The organism is Streptosporangium sp. NPDC048047, from assembly GCF_040653115.1.
Taxonomy (GTDB): Bacteria; Actinomycetota; Actinomycetes; order Streptosporangiales; family Streptosporangiaceae; genus Streptosporangium.
The window spans coordinates 24965-43969 of sequence record NZ_JBEZNH010000033.1; the positions used below are offsets into that span (position 1 = coordinate 24965).

Annotated in this window: 12 protein-coding genes; 8 read left to right on the forward strand and 4 right to left on the reverse strand. The window is 74.6% G+C overall.

Annotated elements, in window-relative coordinates; translation table 11 throughout:
- Nucleotides 1-23: 23 nt before the first annotated feature.
- The gene (locus tag AB0D67_RS25210) at nt 24-3128 is read right to left on the reverse strand and encodes a bifunctional [glutamine synthetase] adenylyltransferase/[glutamine synthetase]-adenylyl-L-tyrosine phosphorylase (RefSeq protein WP_362940647.1); all 3105 of its coding nucleotides are present in this window, start codon (nt 3126-3128) and stop codon (nt 24-26) included.
- 301 nt (nt 3129-3429) lie between these two features.
- Between AB0D67_RS25210 and AB0D67_RS25215 the strand changes: the two genes are divergently transcribed.
- Complete coding sequence (locus AB0D67_RS25215; protein ID WP_362940491.1) at nt 3430-4302, forward strand: alpha/beta hydrolase; 873 nt, start codon at nt 3430-3432, stop codon at nt 4300-4302.
- A 125-nt stretch (nt 4303-4427) separates the two neighbouring features.
- Here the strand turns inward: AB0D67_RS25215 and AB0D67_RS25220 are convergent, their stop codons facing one another.
- Nucleotides 4428-5153: a hotdog fold domain-containing protein gene (locus tag AB0D67_RS25220; RefSeq protein ID WP_362940494.1), complete on the reverse strand. Its 726-nt coding sequence runs from the start codon at nt 5151-5153 to the stop codon at nt 4428-4430.
- A 436-nt stretch (nt 5154-5589) separates the two neighbouring features.
- Here AB0D67_RS25220 and AB0D67_RS25225 point away from each other — a divergent pair, with 436 nt between their 5' ends.
- Both AB0D67_RS25225 and AB0D67_RS25230 read left to right on the forward strand, forming a co-directional pair.
- Nucleotides 5590-9759 (forward strand): SpoIIE family protein phosphatase, encoded by a 4170-nt coding sequence (locus AB0D67_RS25225; protein WP_362940497.1) that lies wholly within the window; start codon nt 5590-5592, stop codon nt 9757-9759.
- Nucleotides 9759-10055, forward strand: a complete 297-nt coding sequence (locus AB0D67_RS25230) for an STAS domain-containing protein (protein WP_362940500.1) — start codon at nt 9759-9761, stop codon at nt 10053-10055. The genes AB0D67_RS25225 and AB0D67_RS25230 overlap by 1 nt, the downstream gene beginning before the upstream one ends.
- 153 nt (nt 10056-10208) lie before the next feature.
- Here AB0D67_RS25230 and AB0D67_RS25235 read toward each other — a convergent pair whose 3' ends face one another.
- Nucleotides 10209-11570 carry a glutamine synthetase family protein gene (locus tag AB0D67_RS25235; protein WP_362940503.1) on the reverse strand — a complete coding sequence of 454 codons (1362 nt, stop codon included), beginning with the start codon at nt 11568-11570 and terminating at the stop codon, nt 10209-10211.
- Nucleotides 11571-11862: 292 nt separating this feature from the next.
- On the opposite strand from AB0D67_RS25235, the gene AB0D67_RS25240 reads away from it, so the two are divergent.
- Genes AB0D67_RS25240 through AB0D67_RS25250 form a run of 3 tightly spaced genes read left to right on the forward strand, consistent with a single transcriptional unit; the run spans nt 11863 to nt 14473 of the window.
- Nucleotides 11863-12783 (forward strand): hypothetical protein, encoded by a 921-nt coding sequence (locus AB0D67_RS25240; protein WP_362940506.1) that lies wholly within the window; start codon nt 11863-11865, stop codon nt 12781-12783.
- 35 nt (nt 12784-12818) lie between these two features.
- Nucleotides 12819-13358: a hypothetical protein gene (locus AB0D67_RS25245; protein ID WP_362940509.1), complete on the forward strand. Its 540-nt coding sequence runs from the start codon at nt 12819-12821 to the stop codon at nt 13356-13358.
- A 44-nt stretch (nt 13359-13402) separates the two neighbouring features.
- Nucleotides 13403-14473 (forward strand): terpene synthase family protein, encoded by a 1071-nt coding sequence (locus tag AB0D67_RS25250; RefSeq protein WP_362940512.1) that lies wholly within the window; start codon nt 13403-13405, stop codon nt 14471-14473.
- Between the two features lie 76 nt (nt 14474-14549).
- Here AB0D67_RS25250 and AB0D67_RS25255 read toward each other — a convergent pair whose 3' ends face one another.
- On the reverse strand, nt 14550-15527 hold the full coding sequence (locus AB0D67_RS25255) for a DUF5937 family protein (RefSeq protein ID WP_362940515.1): 978 nt from the start codon (nt 15525-15527) through the stop codon (nt 14550-14552).
- Between the two features lie 47 nt (nt 15528-15574).
- On the opposite strand from AB0D67_RS25255, the gene AB0D67_RS25260 reads away from it, so the two are divergent.
- Nucleotides 15575-16996, forward strand: a complete 1422-nt coding sequence (locus tag AB0D67_RS25260; protein ID WP_362940518.1) for an MFS transporter — start codon at nt 15575-15577, stop codon at nt 16994-16996.
- A 468-nt stretch (nt 16997-17464) separates the two neighbouring features.
- Entirely contained in the window at nt 17465-19003 is a 1539-nt protein-coding gene (locus tag AB0D67_RS25265) for a BTAD domain-containing putative transcriptional regulator (RefSeq protein WP_362940521.1), read from the forward strand.
- Nucleotides 19004-19005: the final 2 nt, after the last annotated feature.

Consider the following 19005-nt stretch of genomic DNA (forward strand, 5'->3'; position numbering starts at 1 on the left):
GTCCCGGTGCCCGGCGGCGCCGGTCAGTCCTCGTAGAAGGCCCGTTCCATGACGCGCCGGGCGCGGCGGGTGACGCGGCGGTAGTCCTCCATGAAGTCCTGGGTGCCGTCCGGCGGATAGCCCAGGGCCTGGGAGATGAGCGCGCGCTCCCGGCCGTCCACCGGGATGGAGTCGGCGGCCCTGCCCCTGACCAGGACGATGGCGTTGCGGACGCGCGAGGCGAACCGCCACGCCTCGGCGAGCGCGGCCTCGTCGTCGGCCGCCAGCAGATCCTCGGCGACGGCGGCGCGCAGCGTCTCCAGGGTGCGGGTGGTCCGCAACGACGGCAGCCGCCCGGCGTGGCGGAGCTGGAGGAGCTGGGCCACCCACTCCACGTCGGACAGCCCGCCCGGACCGAGTTTGGTGTGCAGGGCCGGGTCGGTGCCGCGCGGCAGCCGCTCGGCCTCCATGCGGGCCTTGAGCCTGCGGATCTCCAGCACGGCGGTGTCGGGGATGCCGCCGGCCGGGTAGCGCAGCGGGTCGGCCAGCTCCAGGAACGCCTCGCCGAGCGACGCGTCGCCGGCCGAGAACCTGGCCCGCAGCAGCGCCTGCGACTCCCACGGCGACGACCAGCGCCGGTAGTAGGCGGCGTAGGAGGCGAGGGTGCGCACCAGCGGTCCCTGGCGGCCCTCGGGGCGGAGGTCGGGGTCGACGATCAGCGGCGGGTCGGGGGCGGGCAGCGCCAGCAGGCGGCGCAGCTCGTTGGCCACCGCGTGGGCGGCGTCGGCGGCGTCCCGCTCGGCGACGCCTTCCAGGGGAGAGTGGACGAACATCACGTCCGCGTCGCTGCCGTAGGAGGGCTCGGCGCCGCCGAGGCGGCCCATGGCGATCACCGTGAACGCCGTGCCCAGCGGGGCGCGCCGTTCCATCCCGACCTTGTCGATCGCGGCGTCCAGCGCGGACTGGAGGGTGGCGTCGTTCAGCGCCGACAGCGCGTGGCCGACCCGTTCGACGTCGAGGTGACCGGTGAGGTCGGCGACGGCCGTGCGGAACAGCTCGCGGCGGCGCAGCCCGCGCACCGCGGCGACCGCGTTCTCGGCCGTCGCCTGGCGGCCCGCCGTGGCCCGCGCCTCCGACAGCAGCGCCTCCGGGGGGCGGGGGGCCAGTTCGGCGTCCGAGCCGAGCATCGCCACCGCCTCGGGGGCGTTCAGCAGCAGTCCGGTGGCGTAGCGGCTGGTGCCCAGCAGCCGGGCGAGCCGTTCGGCCACCGCGGTCTCGTCGCGCAGCAGCCGCAGGTACCACGGGGTGGTGCCGAGTTCGTCGGAGACCTGCCGGAAGCCCAGGAGCCCGGCGTCGGGGTCGGGGGCGTCGGCGAACCAGCCGAGCATGACCGGAAGCAGGGTCCGCTGGATCGCCGCGCGGCGGGAGACGCCGCTGGTGAGGGCGCTGATGTGGCGCAGCGCCCCGGCGGGGTCGGTGTAGCCGAGCGCCTCCAGTCTCGCCTGGGCCGCGGCGGCCGACAGCCGGGCCTCGGACTCGGGCAGCCGGGCCACGGCCGGCAGCAGCGGCCGGTAGAACAGCTTCTCGTGCAGCCGCCGCGCCTCCATGGCGTGCCGCCGCCAGCGGGCGGTGAACGCCTCCACCGGGTCGCCCGTCATACCCAGTGCCCGGCCCAGCCGCCGCAGGTCGGCGGGGTCCGCGGGCACCACGTGGGTACGGCGCAGCCGATGGAGCTGGAGAAGGTGCTCGACCCGGCGCAGGAACGCGTACGCCTCGGCGAGGGCCTTGGCGTCGTCGCGGCCGACGTAGCCGCCGCGCGACAGGGCGGCGAGCGCGGGGAGCGTGGCGCGCCGGCGCAGCAGCGGGTCCAGGCGGCCGTGGACGAGCTGGAGGAGCTGGACGGCGAACTCGATGTCGCGCAGCCCCCCGGGCCCCAGCTTGATCTGGCGTTCGGCGGCCTCGCCGGTGTCCCTGCGGACGTGGTCCTCGACCCGGCGGCGCATGGACTGCACGTCCTCGACGAACTTCTCGCGGGTGGCGGCCTGCCAGACCATCTCGTTCGCCGCTCCGACGTACCGCTCGCCGAGCTCGGTGTCGCCGGCGACCGGCCGGGCCTTCAGCAGTGCCTGGAACTCCCAGGTCTTGGCCCAGCGCCGGTAGTAGGCCAGATGGCTGGCGAGGGTGCGGACCAGCGGGCCGGCCTTGCCCTCGGGGCGCAGCGCGGCGTCCACCTCCCACAGCGCGCCCTCGGGGGTGGTGGTCGAGCAGGCCCGCATCATGCCCTGGGCCAGGCGGGTGGCGAGCCGGAGCGCCTCGGTCTCGTCGCCGCCCTCCTCGGCCGGTTCTGCGACGAAGACGACGTCGACGTCGCTGATGTAGTTCAGTTCGCGGGCGCCGCACTTGCCCATCCCGATGACGGCCAGCCGTACCGCGTCCGCGCCGGGGTGCTCGGCCCGCGCGACGGCGAGGCCCGCCTCCAGCGCGGCCCCGGCCAGGTCGGACAGCTCGGAGGTGACCTCCGCGAGGGAGGCGGCACCGGTGACGTCCCGGGCGGCCAGATGGAGCAGCCGGCCGCGGTAGGCGACGCGCAGCGCCGACAGCGTCTCGGTGCCGTGCCCGTCGGCGCGGGGCCGGGGATCGCCGGGGTCGGCGCCGACCGCGCGCAGCAGCCCGGCCCGCAGGTCCCGGGAGGCGGGGCGCCGTACGGCCCGCTCGTCGGCGAGGAGGGCGAGGTGCTCGGGGTGCCTGACCAGGTGGTCGCCGAGGGCGGCGCTGACGCCGAGGACGCCGAGCAGCCGCGCGCGCAGGCCTGGGTCGGCGCGGAGCGCGCCGAGGACGCCCGGACCGCCGGAACCGCCGGGGCCTCCCGGGCCGCGCGGACCGCCGGGACCTGCGGAGCCTCCCGGACCGCCGGGATCACCGGGATCACCGGGATCACCGGGGCCGCCCGGCTCGGCGAGGTCGCCGGGGTACCGCTCGACGAGCCGGGTGAGGGAGGTCAGGGCCAGGTCGGGGTCGGCCGTGCCGACCAGGGCGTCGAGCAGCTCCAGGTCACCGGCCGCCTCGGGACCCAGCTCGGCGAGCAGCCGCTCGGCCCTGGCTCCGTCGGCGAAGCCGAGCCGGGCCAGCCGCCCGGCGGTCGTCTGCATGCGGGGCACGGTCTCCACCGACCCTCCGTCGTCTCACGGTCACGAGTCGTCTATCACGGTCACGGGTCGTCTTCACGGGCATGAGTCGTCTTCACGGTCACGGGCGCGGGTGACGCCCTGTCGGCCCGCTCCGGCGGCCGGAGACGCGCGGCGGTGGCCTTCAGGACCTCATGACCGGATCCTACGGCGCGGCGCGGCGGGTCTCCGATGCCGTTTTCCCGACGACCCGTGATGGCCGGGCGATGACCGGGGTGGCACACTGGCCGGAACCCCGAAAGGCCGAGGAGAGCGTGGTGAGCCGGTGAGCCCTGTCAGTCCCGTCTTCGGCGAGGTCGCGGTCCCCGGCGGCGCGCTGCGCGTCGCGCGGTTCGGCACCGGGCCACGCGTGATCGTGGCGGTGCACGGCATCACCGCCTCCCTCATGTCCTGGGGCGCCGTCGCCCGGCGGCTGCCGGCCGACTGGTCGCTCGTCGCGATGGATCTGCGCGGCCGCGGCCACAGCGCCGGACTGCCGGGCCCGTACGGCCTGCGCCGCCACGCCGAGGACGTGAACCTGGTGGCCGACTCGGTGGGCGCGGCACGGGACATCGTGCTGACCGGCCATTCGATGGGCGCCTACGTCGCCGCCCTCGCCGCGGCCGGTCGCGACTACGCGAAGGTCGTGCTGATCGACGGCGGGCTGCCGCTGCCGCAGGCCCCGGGCGCCGACCCCGACGCGGTGCTCGCCGCCACGCTCGGCCCGGCCCTCGCCCGGCTGGAGCAGACCTTCCCGAGCGTCGAGGCGTACGTGGACTTCTTCCGCGCCCACCCGGCCTTCGCCGGCGCCTGGCGGCCGGAGGTGGAGGAGTACGTCCGCTACGACGCGACCGGCCCGGAGGGGGCCGTGCGCTCACGGGTCCGGGCGGAACCGGTCCGTCAGGACGGTCGGTGGCTGCTCACCGAGGGCGGGGCGATCGGCGACGCGCTGCGCGCGGTGCGGTCGCCGCTGTCACTGCTGCGGGCGCCGCGCGGGCTGCTGGACCAGCCGGTCGGCATGCTGCCCGAGGAGGTCGCGGCCGTCTGGGCCGGGCGGCTGCCCGGACTGCGCGACGAGGTGGTCGACGACTGCAACCACTACACGATCCTGTTCGACGACCGCTGCGCCTCGCTGGTCGCCGACAGGCTCACCGGCTGACCGCCGCCGGCCGCCCGCCGCGACGGCGGACGGCGGGCGGCCGGCCCGGAGAACCGGACGGCCCGGAGAACCAGGCGGTACGGAGGGTCGGCCGGTCCGGGAGGCCGGGCGTTACAGCGGGCGGGTCAGGCGGGAGCGATCCAGGTGGCCTTGGCGGAGGCGACCAGGGTGCCGTCCACCTCGTACACGGCGCTCTCGCCGAAGAGCTTGCGGCCCTCGCGACCGGTGGCGCGGGCCACCACGGAGTAGGTGCCGCCGGGGTAGACGCGGCGGTGGACCCGGGCGGTGAGGCGGCCGAGCAGGGCGAACTCACCGGGCTTGAAATGCGCCCAGCCGGTGGCGCAGTCGAGCGCGGCCCAGATGACCGCGTCGGGGACGGAGCCGTCGGTGTCGGCGACGGTCATCGGCACCCGCCAGCCCGCGGCCACCAGGCCGGTTCCGGCCACCGGGCCGGGGAAGATCCGCAGGCCGTCGCCGGGAGTGCGCAGGCCGCAGGAGAAGCACCCGGGGAAGGCGTGGGCGGTGAAGCCGGCGAAGCCGGTCTCGGCGAGGGCCGCCTTGTTGAACGGCACGAAGTCCGGGGCGTCGAGCTCCTCGGCGACGGAGATGGCCTCCACCAGGAGGGCGCCGTCGCGGGTGAGGGTGGCGGTGCCGGCCAGGTGACGCAGCTCCAGCTCGGTGTCGAGCGGGGTGGGCGCGTGCAGCGTGACCTCGACGGCCGAGTCGTGCCGGGCGCCGTACGACGCCTCGGTGACCGTACCCGCGATCCATCCGCCGTTCGCGGTGCCCTCCGGCCCGCGGAAACGCGCCGGAACGGTCAGCACGGTCTGCAGCTCGGCAGCCGTCGTCATGCCGCACCTCCTAGTCGCCTTCACGGCGATTGGTTCGTTAACAAATCGTTTTAAACGGACCGACCGATTTTACCGGAGTCATCGCGCACCTGCCGAATCAGGGGTCCGCGACGTCCCGCCGGTCACGGGAGCCCCGGCCGCGGGGCGACCGGCCGGCCTCGTCCGGAAGACGCGGATCGCGGCGGCGCGGGACGGTAAGGATAGGGCACCGCGGGGCTTTCCCGCGGCCGGATTCCGCGCTTCGGTAAGATATGCTGCCCGTCACCGTCGCCTCCCCATGCCCTGGTTTGTACCGGTTAGTCCGGCAGGCGGCCGGCTGATCCCGCGGGTCGTGTCACCGGTTCCCGCGGACGGGGACGGCGCCGGTCACGCGACGGCGGCACGGTGACGAGTCCGGCGCGCAAAAGCTGGGCCCGGCGTGAGGAAAGGGTGTCAGATGGCGCACTGCGACGACGCTGAGCGCGGGCCGGTGAGAGCGTCCGGCGCCCGGGTGTTCACCGCCGACGACGAGGTCGGCAAGGACCTCGCGGTGGTGGACTGGCAGGCGACGCCCCTCGGGCCGCCGGGGGGGTGGCCGCAGAGCCTGCAGACGGCGGTGAGCATCCTGCTGTCGTCCCGGTTCCCCATGTGGATGGCGTGGGGACCGCGGCTGACGTTCTTCTGCAACGCCGCCTACCGCCGCGACACCCTGGGCCGGAAGTATCCGTGGGCGCTGGGCCGGCCGGCCGGCGAGGTGTGGGCGGAGATCTGGGGCGACATCGGCCCGCGGATCGACACCGTGCTGGCCACGGGGAAGTCGACCTGGGACGAGTCCCTGCTGCTGTTCCTGGAACGGGACGGCTATCCGGAGGAGACCTACCACACGTTCTCCTACAGCCCCCTCAGGGACGACGCCGGCGCGGTGGTCGGCATGCTGTGCGTCGTCAGCGAGGACACCGAGCGGGTCATCGGCGAGCGGCGGATGGCGACGCTGCGGGACCTCGGCTCCGACCCCAGCGTGGTCCGCACCGAGCAGGAGATGCTGGCCTTCGCCTGCCGCCAGCTCGGCCGCAACCCGCACGACCTTCCCTTCACGCTGACCTACCTGCTCGACGACGACCGCGCGCGGCTGGCGGGGACGACCGGGATCCCCGCCGGGCACCCCGCCGCCCCGGAGACCCTGCCGGTCGGCGATCCTCAGGGGGTGTGGCCCACGGCGGCGCCGACCCGGGGGGAGCCGGCGCTCGTGGCGCTCGACGGCGACCCGTTCACCGGCCTTCCCTCCGGGGGCTGGCCGGATCCGCCCACGCACGCGCTGGTGGTGCCGCTGCTGCAGCAGGGCGGCGCGCCGTACGGATTCGTGGTGGCCGCACTCAACCGGTACCGGCCCCTGGACGACGCCTACCGCGGGTTCATCGAGCTGGCCGCGGGACACGTCGCGGCGGGGATCGCGAGCGCCCGCAGCTACCAGGCCCAGCAGCGGCGGGCCGAGGAGCTGGCCGAACTCGACCGGGCGAAGACCGTCTTCTTCTCCAACATCAGCCACGAGTTCCGCACGCCCCTGACACTGATCATGGGGCCGGTGGAGGAGCTGCGTACCAGCCTGCAGGGAGCCGACGCGCAGGTGCGCGAGGAGCTGGAGGCCATCCGCCGCAACGGCCTGCGGCTGGGCAAGCTGGTCAACACCCTCCTGGACTTCTCCCGCATCGAGGCGGGCCGGATGCAGGCCCGCTACGAGCCCGTCGACCTGGCCGCGGTCACCGCCGAGCTGGCCAGCCTCTTCCGTTCCGCCGTGGACAGGGCGGCCCTTTCGTTCCGGGTCGACTGCGCCCCCATGGACGAGCCGGTGTACATCGACCGCGGCATGTGGGAGAAGGTGGTCCTCAACCTCCTCAGCAACGCCCTGAAGTTCACCTTCGAGGGGTCGATCGGCGTCACGGTGCGCGAGGAGGACGGCCACGCGGTGGTGACCGTCGCCGACACGGGCATCGGCGTCCCGGCCGAGGAGGTGCCGCGGCTGTTCGAGCGGTTCCACCGCATCGAGAACGCCCGGTCGCGGTCCAACGAGGGGAGCGGCATCGGGCTGGCCCTCGTCCAGGAACTGGTCGGCCTGCACGGCGGCACCATCGTCGCCGACAGCACCGAGGGTGAGGGCACCCGCTTCACCATCCGCCTGCCGTTCGGCTCGGCGCACCTGTCCCCGGAGACGATCGGGACGGTCGCCGACCCCGCCGCCGCGGGCTCCGCCGCCGCCGACCCCTACGTCCAGGAGGCGCTGCGCTGGCTGCCGGAGGACGACGCCGCGCTCGCCGGGGACACCGCGGACGCGTCGCCCCAGGACTCCTACGCCGCCCCCGCCGCGGGCCCGGCCGTCCCGGCGCGCGTGCTGGTCGCCGACGACAACGCCGACATGCGCGGCTATCTCGTCCGCCTCCTCAGGGGCGCCGGATATCTCGTCAGCACCGCGGGCGACGGGATGGAGGCCCTGGACGCCATCCGGGCCGACGCCCCCGACCTCGTGGTCAGCGACGTGATGATGCCCCGCCTGGACGGCCTGGCCCTCGTCTCGGCGCTGCGGAGCGACCCGCGCACCGCGGCCGTCCCCGTGCTGCTGCTGTCGGCGCGGGCGGGCCAGGAGGAGTCCATCGAGGGCCTGCAGGCCGGGGCCGACGACTACCTGGTCAAGCCGTTCGCCGCCGCGGAGCTGCTCGCCCGGGTGCGGGCCAACATGGAGATGGCGCGCCTGCGCCAGCACCAGGCCCGCTGGCGCACCGCGCTGGTGGACTCCCTGCAGGAGGCGTTCTTCGTCTGCGACGAGGACGGCGCCGTCGTCGAGATCAACAACGCGTTCACCGACGTCCTCGGCTACGGCCCGGAGGACCTGCCCTACGCGGCCGTCCACCCGTGGTGGCCCGACGCCGACGCCGACCCGGAGGCCCACCGGCAGGTGGCCGAGGCCTTCTCCGACCTCCTCGGTCACGACAAGGGCGGCTACACCATCCCCGTCATCCACCGTGACGGGCACCGGGTGTGGGTCAGCGCCAGCTTCAACCACGCGCAGGACCCCGACACCGGGCGCCGCGTCGTCGTCGGCACGTTCCGCGACGTCACCGCCGAGCACTACGCCATCCAGCGGGAGAGCGCCCTCGCCTCCCTGAGCACGGCCCTGTCCCGGGCCGTGAGCCTGCCCGAGGCGCTGGCCGGCGCCCTGCGGGAACTGCACGACCTGTGGCGTGCCCGGTGCGTGCTGGCCGCCGTCTTCGTCGGCGACGAGCCCGTCCTGACCGCCACCGACGAGTCGCTGAGCTGGCACGGGCTCTCCGCCGAGTACCGCCGGGCGCTCACCGGCCTGCGGGAGCGGTCCCCCCTGGCCCCCGTCGCCGACCGCACCGGGATGGGCGTCCTGCTGGAGCATCCCGACGGCCCGCTGGCGCTCTGGGTCGACCTGGGCGGCCACCGGCCCTTCACCGGCGAGGACCAGCTGCTGCTGTCGCTGCTGGCCGGGTATCTCGCCCAGGGACTCGTCCGCGCCCACCAGATCGACCAGCAACGCGAGACGGCGATCGCGCTGCAGCGCGCCATCCTCGGCCCGGCCCGGCTTCCCGAGGGGTTCGCCGTCCGCTACGAGCCCGCCAGCCGCCCCCTGGAGGTCGGCGGCGACTGGTACGACACCATCACCCTGCCCGACGGGCGCATCGGCATCGTCGTCGGCGACTGCGTCGGGCACGGCGTGGAGGCCGCCGCCGTCATGGGGCAGCTGCGGAGCGCGTGCCGCGCGCTGCTCCTGCAGGACGCCAGCCCGGCCCGCACCCTCATGGCCCTGGACCACTTCGCCGCAGGCGTCCCCGGTGCGAGGTGCACCACCGCCTTCTGCGGCGTCCTCGACCCCGAGACGGGGCTCCTGACCTACTCCAGCGCCGGGCACCCGCCGGGCATCCTCGCCCACCCCGACGGCACCACCCATCTGCTCGACGGCGGGCGCTCCATCCCCCTGGCCGCCCGGCCGGGCAGGACCCGCCCCGAAAGCGAGACGGTCATCCCGGCGCGGGCCACGCTCATGCTGTACACCGACGGCCTGGTCGAGCGTCGCCGCCACCCGCTGGACGCGGGCATCGACCGGGCCAGCCGGGCCGTCCAGGACGGCCGGGACGTCGCCGTCGACGACCTCGCCACGCAGGTGATGAGCCACCTGGCGCCCGCCGGCGGCTACAACGACGACGTCGCCCTGCTGCTCTACCGCCATCCCACTCCGCTGGAGATGACCTTCCCCGCCGAGTCGTCCCAGCTCGCCCCCGTCCGCAGGGCTCTGCGGAACTGGCTCACCCAGTGCGACCTGCCGGCCCAGACCATCCAGAACGTCCTGGTCGCCGCCGGTGAGGCGTGCGCCAACGCCATCGAGCACGGCCACCGCCACGCCCCCGGCGACATCGTCCGGCTGCGGGCCGAGGCGTTCGTCGACAACCTGCGCCTCACCGTCGCCGACAGCGGCCGATGGAAACTCCCTCGGCCCGAGGCGAACGCCCATCGCGGCCGCGGCGTCGCTCTGATGCGCGCCATGATGCAGCAGGTCACCATCACGCCCGGCCCCTCCGGCACCACCGTCGACATGCTCATGAGGATCGCCTGATGACCACGCCCCTTACCCTCACCCCCGGACACCGCCCGGACGGGGTCGCGCTCCTGACCGTCGCCGGTGAGATCGACATGAGCAACACCGACGTCCTCGCCGCCGCCCTCGACAGCGCCCCGGGCCCGCTGGTCCTCGACCTGACCGACGTCGAGTATCTCGACAGCGCGGGCCTGAGCGTCCTGTTCACCCACGCCGACCGCATCACGGTCATCGCCAACGACCTGCTGTCGCCCGTCCTGACCATCTCGGGGCTCGCCGAGCTCGCCACCGTCCACGACGGGGAGCCCGGGTAGACGTCCGAGGAGGCTCGGGCGGACACGTGTGAGGGGGCCCGGCCGGCGCCGTACGAGAGGTCCGGGTACGCGTGGGAGGGGTCCCGGCCGGGCACTGCCGGCCGGGCTCACGCGGGGCGGTTCGCGGTCTTCCGGAGCGGGGAGCCCGGCGGGTCAGAGCACCGGCAGGTAGCGGCCCAGCTCGAACTCGGTGACCTGGCGGCGGTAGTCGCGCCACTCGGCGCGCTTGTTGCGCAGGAAGTAGTCGAAGACGTGCTCGCCGAGGGTCTCGGCGACCAGCTCGCTGTGCTCCATGACCGAGATGGCCTCGTCCAGCGACTGCGGCAGCGGGCGGATGCCCAGCGCCCGGCGCTCGGCCGAGGTCAGCGCCCAGACGTCGTCCTCGGCGCCGGGAGGCATCTCGTAGCCGTCTTCGATGCCCTTCAGGCCGGCGGCCAGGATCACCGCGAAGGCGAGATAGGGGTTGCAGGCCGAGTCCAGGGAGCGGAACTCGATGCGGGTCGAGCCGCCCTTGTGCGGCTTGTACATCGGCACCCGCACCAGGGCCGAGCGGTTGTTGTGGCCCCAGGAGATGTAGCTGGGCGCCTCGCCGCCGGCCCCGGCGATCGCCTCGGCGCCGCCCCACAGCCGCTTGTAGGAGTTGACCCACTGGTTGCACACGGCGGTGATCTCCGCGGCGTGCGCGAGCAGACCGCCGATGAACGAGCGGCCGATCTTGGAGAGCTGGTACTCCGCGCCGGGCTCGTAGAAGGCGTTGCGGTCCCCCTCGAACAGCGACATGTGGGTGTGCATGCCGGAGCCCGGCTGCTCGGTGAAGGGCTTGGGCATGAAGCTCGCCCAGATGCCCTGCTCCAGCGCGACCTCCTTCATGACCAGGCGGAACGTCATGATGTTGTCGGCGGTGGTCAGCGCGTCGGCGTAGCGCAGGTCGATCTCCTGCTGGCCGGGGCCGCCCTCGTGGTGGCTGTACTCGACGGAGATGCCCATCGACTCCAGCATCATGATCGCGTTGCGGCGGAAGTCGTGGCCTGAGCTGTGCGGGGTGTGGTCGAAGTAGCCGCCGTCGTCGATCGGCTCGGGACGGGCGCCCTTCTCCGGCCGTTCCTTCAGCAGGAAGAACTCGATCTCGGGGTGGGTGTAGAAGCTGAACCCCATGTCGGAGGCCTTGGCCAGGGTGCGCTTGAGCACCCAGCGCGGGTCGGCGTGGGAGGGCGACCCGTCCGGCATGAGGATGTCGCAGAACATCCTGGCCGCGCCCGGCATCTCGCTGCGCCAGGGCAGGATCTGGAAGGTCGAGGGGTCGGGCTTGGCGAGCATGTCCGCCTCGTAGACCCGGGCGAAGCCCTGGATCGACGAGCCGTCGAAGCCCATGCCCTCGGCGAAGGCCCCCTCCAGCTCGGCGGGCGCGATGGCCACCGACTTCAGGAAGCCCAGCACGTCGGTGAACCACAGCCGGATGAACCGGATGTCGCGTTCCTCAAGGGTGCGGAGAACGAACTCCTGCTGGCGGTCCACGGCTCCTCCTCCATTACCGACCGGGTGCGACACTCCTGGCCGCGTACAAGTCTGCCCGCTTCGTGTTTCGCACACGTTACGAGAAGAACGGCGGAAAGGCGCATCGGCCGCACCGCCCTCGGGCTCGGCGACTGGCGCGTCCCGGCCGTCCGGCGTGACCGGTGATGCGAGACTCCCAGCAACCGGAACCGAGTTTGCCCAGGTCAAAGCGGCTAAAACCCCTCTGACCGGGTCAGGGCGGTCGCTCGTGCCCGGCAGGAGCGGACCGAATGTTCTCCCGGGGAGGAAGACGATGCGCACCGGACTGCGGCACGGACCGGCGGGCGGCGCCACGCCGTACGGACCGGCGGGCGGCGCCACGCCCGCCGCGCCGCCCCTCCCGCTCACCGAGAGACTCGCGGCGCTGGCCGTACCGTGCCCGGTGCACCCGTCGGTGCACCGGATCGAGGCGGCGGCCATCGCCTGGTCTCGCCGGCACGGCCTGCGGGCCGACCCCGGCGGGGGCGCGCACCTGCTGGCCGGGAGGGCGTTCGCCCGCTACGGCACGGACGCGGCCACGATGTTCGCCCGCTGGCTGATCTGGATGTCCGCCGCGAGGGAGGATCCCGCGGCGCTGGCCGGGGTTCCGGCGGTGGCGCGCGGGGACGAGCCGGGCCCGGCGGCGGTGGAGCGGGCGTTCGCCGACCTGTGGCGGGTCTGCGCGCCGCGGATGAGCGACGGCTGGCGCGAGGGGTTCCTGGCCGGGCTGGACGCCCAGCGCGCGGCGCTGCTCCGCGCCGCGGCGCCGGCCGCCGGGGACTACCCGCCGTTCGGCAGGGACCGCTTCGGCCGCTACCTGTTCGACCTGGTGGAGCCGTGCGCCGGGGTGGAGGCGCCCGCGGCCGTACGGCGGAGCCCGCACTGGGCGGCGGTCGTCGAGGCGGGCTGCGACGTGGTCGCGTGGTGCGCGGACCTGGTGTCCGGGGGCGGCTACCTGGCGGCCGCGAGCCCCGGCGCAGGCGGGGACCCCGTGGCGTGGGTCACCGACCGGTTGGTCGAGCGGATGGACGACCTGTGGACGGCCGCCCGCATGATCCCGCAGGTGGTGGAGCGGCGCGGCCTCGACACCGCCGCCGCCCGGGAGGTGATCCAGGTCACGTGCGCTTTCTTGACCATTCCCAGGGCCTACCTGGAATGGCTCTTGGAATCACCTCGCTATCGTCACCTAGCGTAATCGTTCGCGCCATTCACGTAACACGGGGGTCTACCGTGAGCACCGAACTTCTCAAGCACAAATTAGACCGTGCCTTCGGGCACCTGGACGTCGACGGCGACGGCCGGGCCGTACGGGACGACATGCTCGGGCTGGGCGCCAGGATCCTGGTCGGATTCGGAGAGTCACCGACCTCTCCGGCGGGCAACCGGCTCGTCGGCGGGCTGGAGGCGATCTGGGCGACGCTGTCGGCCGCGGCCGGCGGCGACGGCGTGATCTCCCCGGAGGACTTCCGGGCGGGCATGATCTCGGCGTTCGTGGAGGGCGGCCGGTTCGATCCGGTGTTCCGGCCCGCCGCCGAGGCGGTCGCGCGGCTCTGCGACACCGACGGGGACGGCTCGGTCCGGCCGGACGGCCTGCGGATCGCGCTGATCGCCTTCGGCACCGCCCACGACGACGTGGACGTGGCGTTCGACCGGCTCGACCGCGACCGGGACGGGGTCATCGCGGTCGGCGAGCTGGTCGAGGCGGCCCGGCAGTACTACACGAGCACCGACCCGAACGTGGCCGGCAACTGGCTCTTCGGGCCGCTGTAGTGCTCGCCAGGACATGCGGGGCGGCGCCCCGCGAGATGGACGAGATGGAACGGTGGCCGTCCCTGGCCCGCACCCCCGTCACGGCCGCGTCCCTGCTCCTGCCCCTCGTCGAACGGGTACCGGCGATGGGCGCGCCCTGCCGCATGCACCCCGCCATCGACCGGATCGGGGCGTCGCTCGCCGAGTGGGCCCGGGGGACGGGCCTGGAGCCGCCCCCGGGGGCGCGGTTCGAGCGGATGGCGGGCCGCGCGCTCGCCGACGCCGGCGAGGACGCGGCGCTGCTGTTCGCCAAGTGGCTGACCTGGCTGTTCTGCTTCGACGACGAGTGGGACGAGAAACCGGCCGGGCGGGTGGCCGAGACCGTCGACGCCGCCTTCACCCGCCTCGGCGTCATGACCCGGGCTTCGCCGTTCCTGCCGGTTTCCACCGGCGGGTCCGGCGCGTCCGCGACCGGGGAGCGCCCTCCCGTTGAGGCGTCGTTCGCCGGCCTGTGGCGGGCCACGGCCGGGCGGATGAGCGCCCGGTGGCGGCAGCGGTTCGCGCGGGGGCTGGTGGCCCAGGGGGCGGCCTGCCGCGCGGAGGCGGAGAACCGGTGCGCCGGGCGGGTGCCCTCGGCCGCGGAGTACCCGGCGCTGCGCCGGGGCACCGCGGGGCCGTACCTGTTCGACCTGGTCGAGCCGTGCCTGGGGGTGGAGGTGCCGCCGGGGCTGCGGGAGAGCGTGACCTGGCGGACGCTGGTGGACGCCTGCAACGACGTGACGGCCTGGTGCAACGACGTGGCGTCGTATCCCAAGGAGCGGGCCAACGGCGACGTGCACAACTACGTGACGGTCGCCGCCGGCGCGTTCGGGTTCTCGGAGGCGGAGGCCGTCGCCTGGGTCAGCGACCGGATCGCCGAGCGTGCCGAGGACCAGCGCGCCGCGGCCCGGCGGCTGCCCCGCCTGTTCGACCGGTTCGCGCTGTCGCCGGCCCAGGCCAGGGACGTCAGCAAGGTCGCGTGCGCCTTCCTGGCCGCGCCGCGGGCGCAACTGGAGTGGCTCCTGGAGTCCAGCCGGTACGGCGCGGCCGCCCCGGCGGCCCGGGACGGATACGGCCCGGCGGCCCAGAGCGGGTAGGCCCGGCGGCCTGGGGCCGGAGGGTTCCGCCCCCCCGGACCGGCGCGCCCCGGACCGGCGCGGCGATCCCGCCGGTTCAGGAGACGCAGGCGAGGGAGTCGCCCACCGGGCTGCGGCGGTAGACGACCTCGCGTCCGAGGCGGCGGCGGGTCACCAGCCCCCCGCCGGCCAGGACGGTGAGGTGCTGGCTGACCGCCCCGGGGGTGAGGCCCATCCGCCGGGCGAGCGCCGAGGTGGTCGCGGGCTCGGCCAGGGCGGTGAGGATCCGGGCCCGGGTGCGGCCGATCAGCGCGGCGAGGGCGTCGGGGGCGGGCGGCGGGCCGTCGGTCCACAGCGTGCCGACGCCCATCGCCGGGTAGACGAGCATCGGCTGGTACGGCTCGACCATCGCGGCGGTGTCGGGCCAGTAGAAGGCGGTCGGCACGAGGACCAGGCCGTCGCCGCCGATCGGCGCCGAGTACTCCCAGCTCCGGACGATGGCGAGCCGGTCGCCGCGCCAGCTCACGTTCGGGTGCAGGTCCGCGAAGAGGTCCCGGGCCCCGCCCGCGGCGAGCCTGCGGGAGCGGCGCAGCACGTCGGCCTCCAGCAGGCCGTGGACGCGCGGCCAGAACCCGGCGAGCGCCACCCCCCAGTAGCGCTCCAGGGCGTCGGCGACGCGCGCCACCCCCGCCTCCGGGTCGGCGGTGAACCGCGCGACGATCCGGGGATCGGCCCCCTGCACCCACCCGGCCTCCTCGGCCGCCCGCGCCGGGGGCGTGCGCCGTACCCGGTCCAGCTCGGTGGCGAGGTCGGGCAGCGGGGTGTCGGGGACGGGCGTGAGGAAGTCGGCGAGGTAGCCGCGGAGCGGGACCAGCGCGAACAGCTCCGCCATGTCGAGCGCGGCCACCCGGTCGCGTACGGCGCGCACCCACGGCAGGTGCAGGGAGTGCCGGGCCGGGTCGCGGATCACCCGCAGGCTGGCCACCAGCTCCCAGAGCGGGGAGAACGCGAAGCGGATCCGCGCGACGTCCTCGGGGGCGAAGATCCACTCGACATGGCAGGACTTTTCAGGCACGGCTAAAAGATTCGCGTCCGGCCGTCCGCCTGTCCAATCATGCCGTCATGACGAGCACGACCGTCGCCGGACCCGGCTCGCCGCCCGGCTCCCCCGGCTCCCCCGGCTCCCCCGGCTCCGGCGGGCCGTCCGGTTCTTTCGGTTTCCTGCGGTCGAAGCTGGGCGGTCTGCCCCGGCCGTTCTGGGCCCTGTGGGCCGGCACGCTGGTGAACCGCGTGGGCATGATGGTCCAGCCGTTCATCGGCGTCTACCTGATCGAGTCCCGCGGCATGTCCCTGACCGCGGCCGGCACGGTGATGACGGTGTTCGGGGCCGGTTCGCTGATCTCCCAGGTCCCCGCGGGCTGGCTGGCCGACCGGTACGGCAGGCGGATCACGCTGGCCGGCGGCATGACGGCGACCGCCGCCGCCATGGCGGCGCTGGGCGCGAGCAGCTCGTTCCCGGCGATCGTGGCGTCGATGTTCGTGCTGGGCCTGGCGATCGACGCCTACCGGCCGGCCTCCAGCGCGCTGGTGGCGGACCTCGTCTCCCCCGCCGACCGGCCGCGCGCCTACGGCCTGCTCTTCTGGGCGCTGAACCTGGGCTTCTCGGTGGCGATGGTCGCCGGAGGCTGGCTCGCCCGCGCCGGGTACGGGTGGATGTTCGCCGTCAACGCCCTCACCTCGGTGGCCTTCGGCCTGCTGGTGTGGCGGGCGGTGCCCGAGACGCTGCCCCGGCGCGCGGGCCGCGCCGGATCCGAGCGGGGCCGCACCGGGTCCATGGGCGGGAACGGCGGGCCCTCGGACGGCGGGCCCTCGGACGGCGGCGGACTCCAGGGCGAGGGCGACCGGCTCCGGGACGGCGGGACTCCGGCCGGGGATCGCGCCGGGACGCGGAGCGGCGGGCTCGCCGCGCTGCTCGGCGACCGGCTGATGATCGTCTACTGCCTGATCTCCCTGCTGTACAGCATGGCCTACACCCAGGCGTTCACCACCCTGCCGGTGGCGATGAGCCACTCGGGCTTCTCCACGGTCGACTACGGCCTGGTGATCGCGGTGAACGGCGTGCTGATCGTGATCCTGCAGCCGCTGACCGGCGACTGGCTCGGCAGGCGCGACCCCGGCACCGTTTTCGCCACCGGCCTGATCGTCATCAGCGCGGGCTTCGCGCTGACCGCCTTCGTCTCCAGCGTCGCCGGGTACGCGGCGGGCGTGGTCGTCTGGACGCTGGGCGAGATCCTCACCGCGGGACTGCCGGGCGCGATCGTGGCGGTCCTCGCCCCGACCCACCTGCGCGGACGATACGCCGGCGTGTACGGCCTGGCCATGTCGGGCGGGGCCATGCTCGCCCCGCTGGCCGGAACCCGCCTGCTCGAAGCCGGTCCCGTCACGCTGTGGCTGACCGTCGGCGGGGTCAACCTGGTCGCGGCGGCGGGCCTGTTCGCGATCCGTCCGGCGCTGCGCCGCCGCGCGGCCTCGCCGGAGGCGTGACGGCGGAGCCGGAGGCGTGAGCAGAGCCGGAGAGGTGACGCCGGAGGGGTGACGCCGGAGGGGTGACGCCGGAGGGGTGACGCCGGAGCCGGCCCGGGGCGCCGGACCCGTCGCGGAACCGGTCCCGCGTCTCCCTCGCGCTCCGGGGCAGGTGGCGGGCCGCCGTACGGTCCCGGGAACACCGGGCCCGCCCCGGAGCGCGTTGAACCGTTGTTGATCCGATTGCTGTTCCCGCGCGGTACGGTCCCCCCGTCACGGAATGGAGGGTCGGGACATAGCACCACATATTTGGTTATTTCACCCTTAGGGGGATTTTCCGCTTTCCGGGCGAAGATCTGTGACCGAAGTGGTGCAGCCACCCACCTTGAATGTGCGGTTTCGACTACCGATGATTCTCTTCAGTCGGCGAACGATGGCAGGTGGGGCAGGTATGACCTTGGACGCGGTGGCTCTACGCTTACGCCTGAGATGCTGACGTTTCGGGCCCTGGGACCGTTCCAGGCACGCCATGACGGGGACCACGTCGATCTCGGCGGGCAGCGCCAGAGGGCCGTGCTGGCCCGGCTGCTCGTCGCGGGCGGCCGCGCCGTACCGGTGAGCATGCTCATCGACGAGCTGTGGCCCGGTGAGCCCCCCGCCCAGGCCCTGTCCACCGTCCAGGGATACGTCTCGCGCCTGCGGCGCGCCCTGGAGCCCGGCCGCGCCCCCCGGGAGGAGGCGGAGGTCCTGGTCTCCGCCCCGCCCGGTTACGCGCTGCGCGCCGTCCCCGAGCAGGTGGACGCCTGGACGTTCGAGCGCGCGGTGAAGGAGGCGACGGGCGGGCCCGCCGAGGTGTGGGAGCGTCTGGGCCGGGCCCTCGCGCTGTGGCGGGGACCGGCCCTGGCCGAGTTCTCCGACCTGCAGTGGGCGGTGACCGAGGCGGGCAGGCTGGAGGAGCTGCGGCTGGTCGCGGTGGAGCGCCGCGCCGACGCGGGCCTGCGGCTCGGGCCGTCCGGTGCGCTGGTGGCCGACCTGGAGGCCCACGCCTCCGCCCACCCGCTGCGGGAGGAGGCCTGGCGGCTGCTCGCGCTGGCGCTCTACCGCAGCGGCCGGCAGGGGGACGCGCTGGGCGCCCTCCGGCGCGCCCGCACGCTGCTCCGTGACGAGCTGGGCCTGGACCTCGGCCCGGCCCTGCAGCGGCTGGAGTCCGACATGCTGTCGCAGGCCCCCCACCTGGACCTGCCGCCCGCACCGCCCGCCACAGGCGGATCGCCCGCTGCCGGAGGGTCACCGGGCCCCGGTGAGGCCCGGGAAGGCCGGGAGGCGCCGGTCTCCGCGACGGCCCCGGCGGAGGCGGACGGTCCGCGGGTGCTGCGCGTGGTGGTGGCCGACGACCAGGCGCTGGTCCGCACCGGCCTGCGGGTCGTGCTGGACAGCGAGCCCGGCTTCCAGCTGGTCGCCGAGGCCGAGGACGGCGAACGGGCGATCACGGCCGTCCGCGAGACCTCCCCCGACCTGGTGCTGATGGACATCCAGATGCCCCGGCTGGACGGCCTGACCGCCGCGCGGCGCATCCTGGCCGACGACGCGCCACCGAAGGTGATCATGATGACCACGTTCGGCACGGACGACAACCTGTACGCGGCGCTGCGGGCCGGGGTGAGCGGCTTCGTGCTCAAGACCTCCGCCCCCGAGCAGCTCATCGGCGCGATGCGGGCCGCGCAGGCCGGGGACGCGCTGATCGACCCCGCCGTCACCACCCGGCTGATCGCCGCCTTCGCGGGGCGGACCGACCCCTCCGCCCCGCCCGCCCTCGCCGGTCTCGGCGACGCCGAACTGGACCTGATGAAGCTGGTCGCCCGCGGGCTCACCAACCGCCAGATCGCCGCGACCCTGTCGGTTCCCGAGCCCTCGGTGGCGCAGTCGGTGACCAGGCTCCTGGACCACCTCGGGCTGCACGACCGCGCCCAGCTCGTCGTCGCGGCGTACGAGTCGGGGCTGGTCAACCCCGGCGGGCCGGGCAGGTAGCG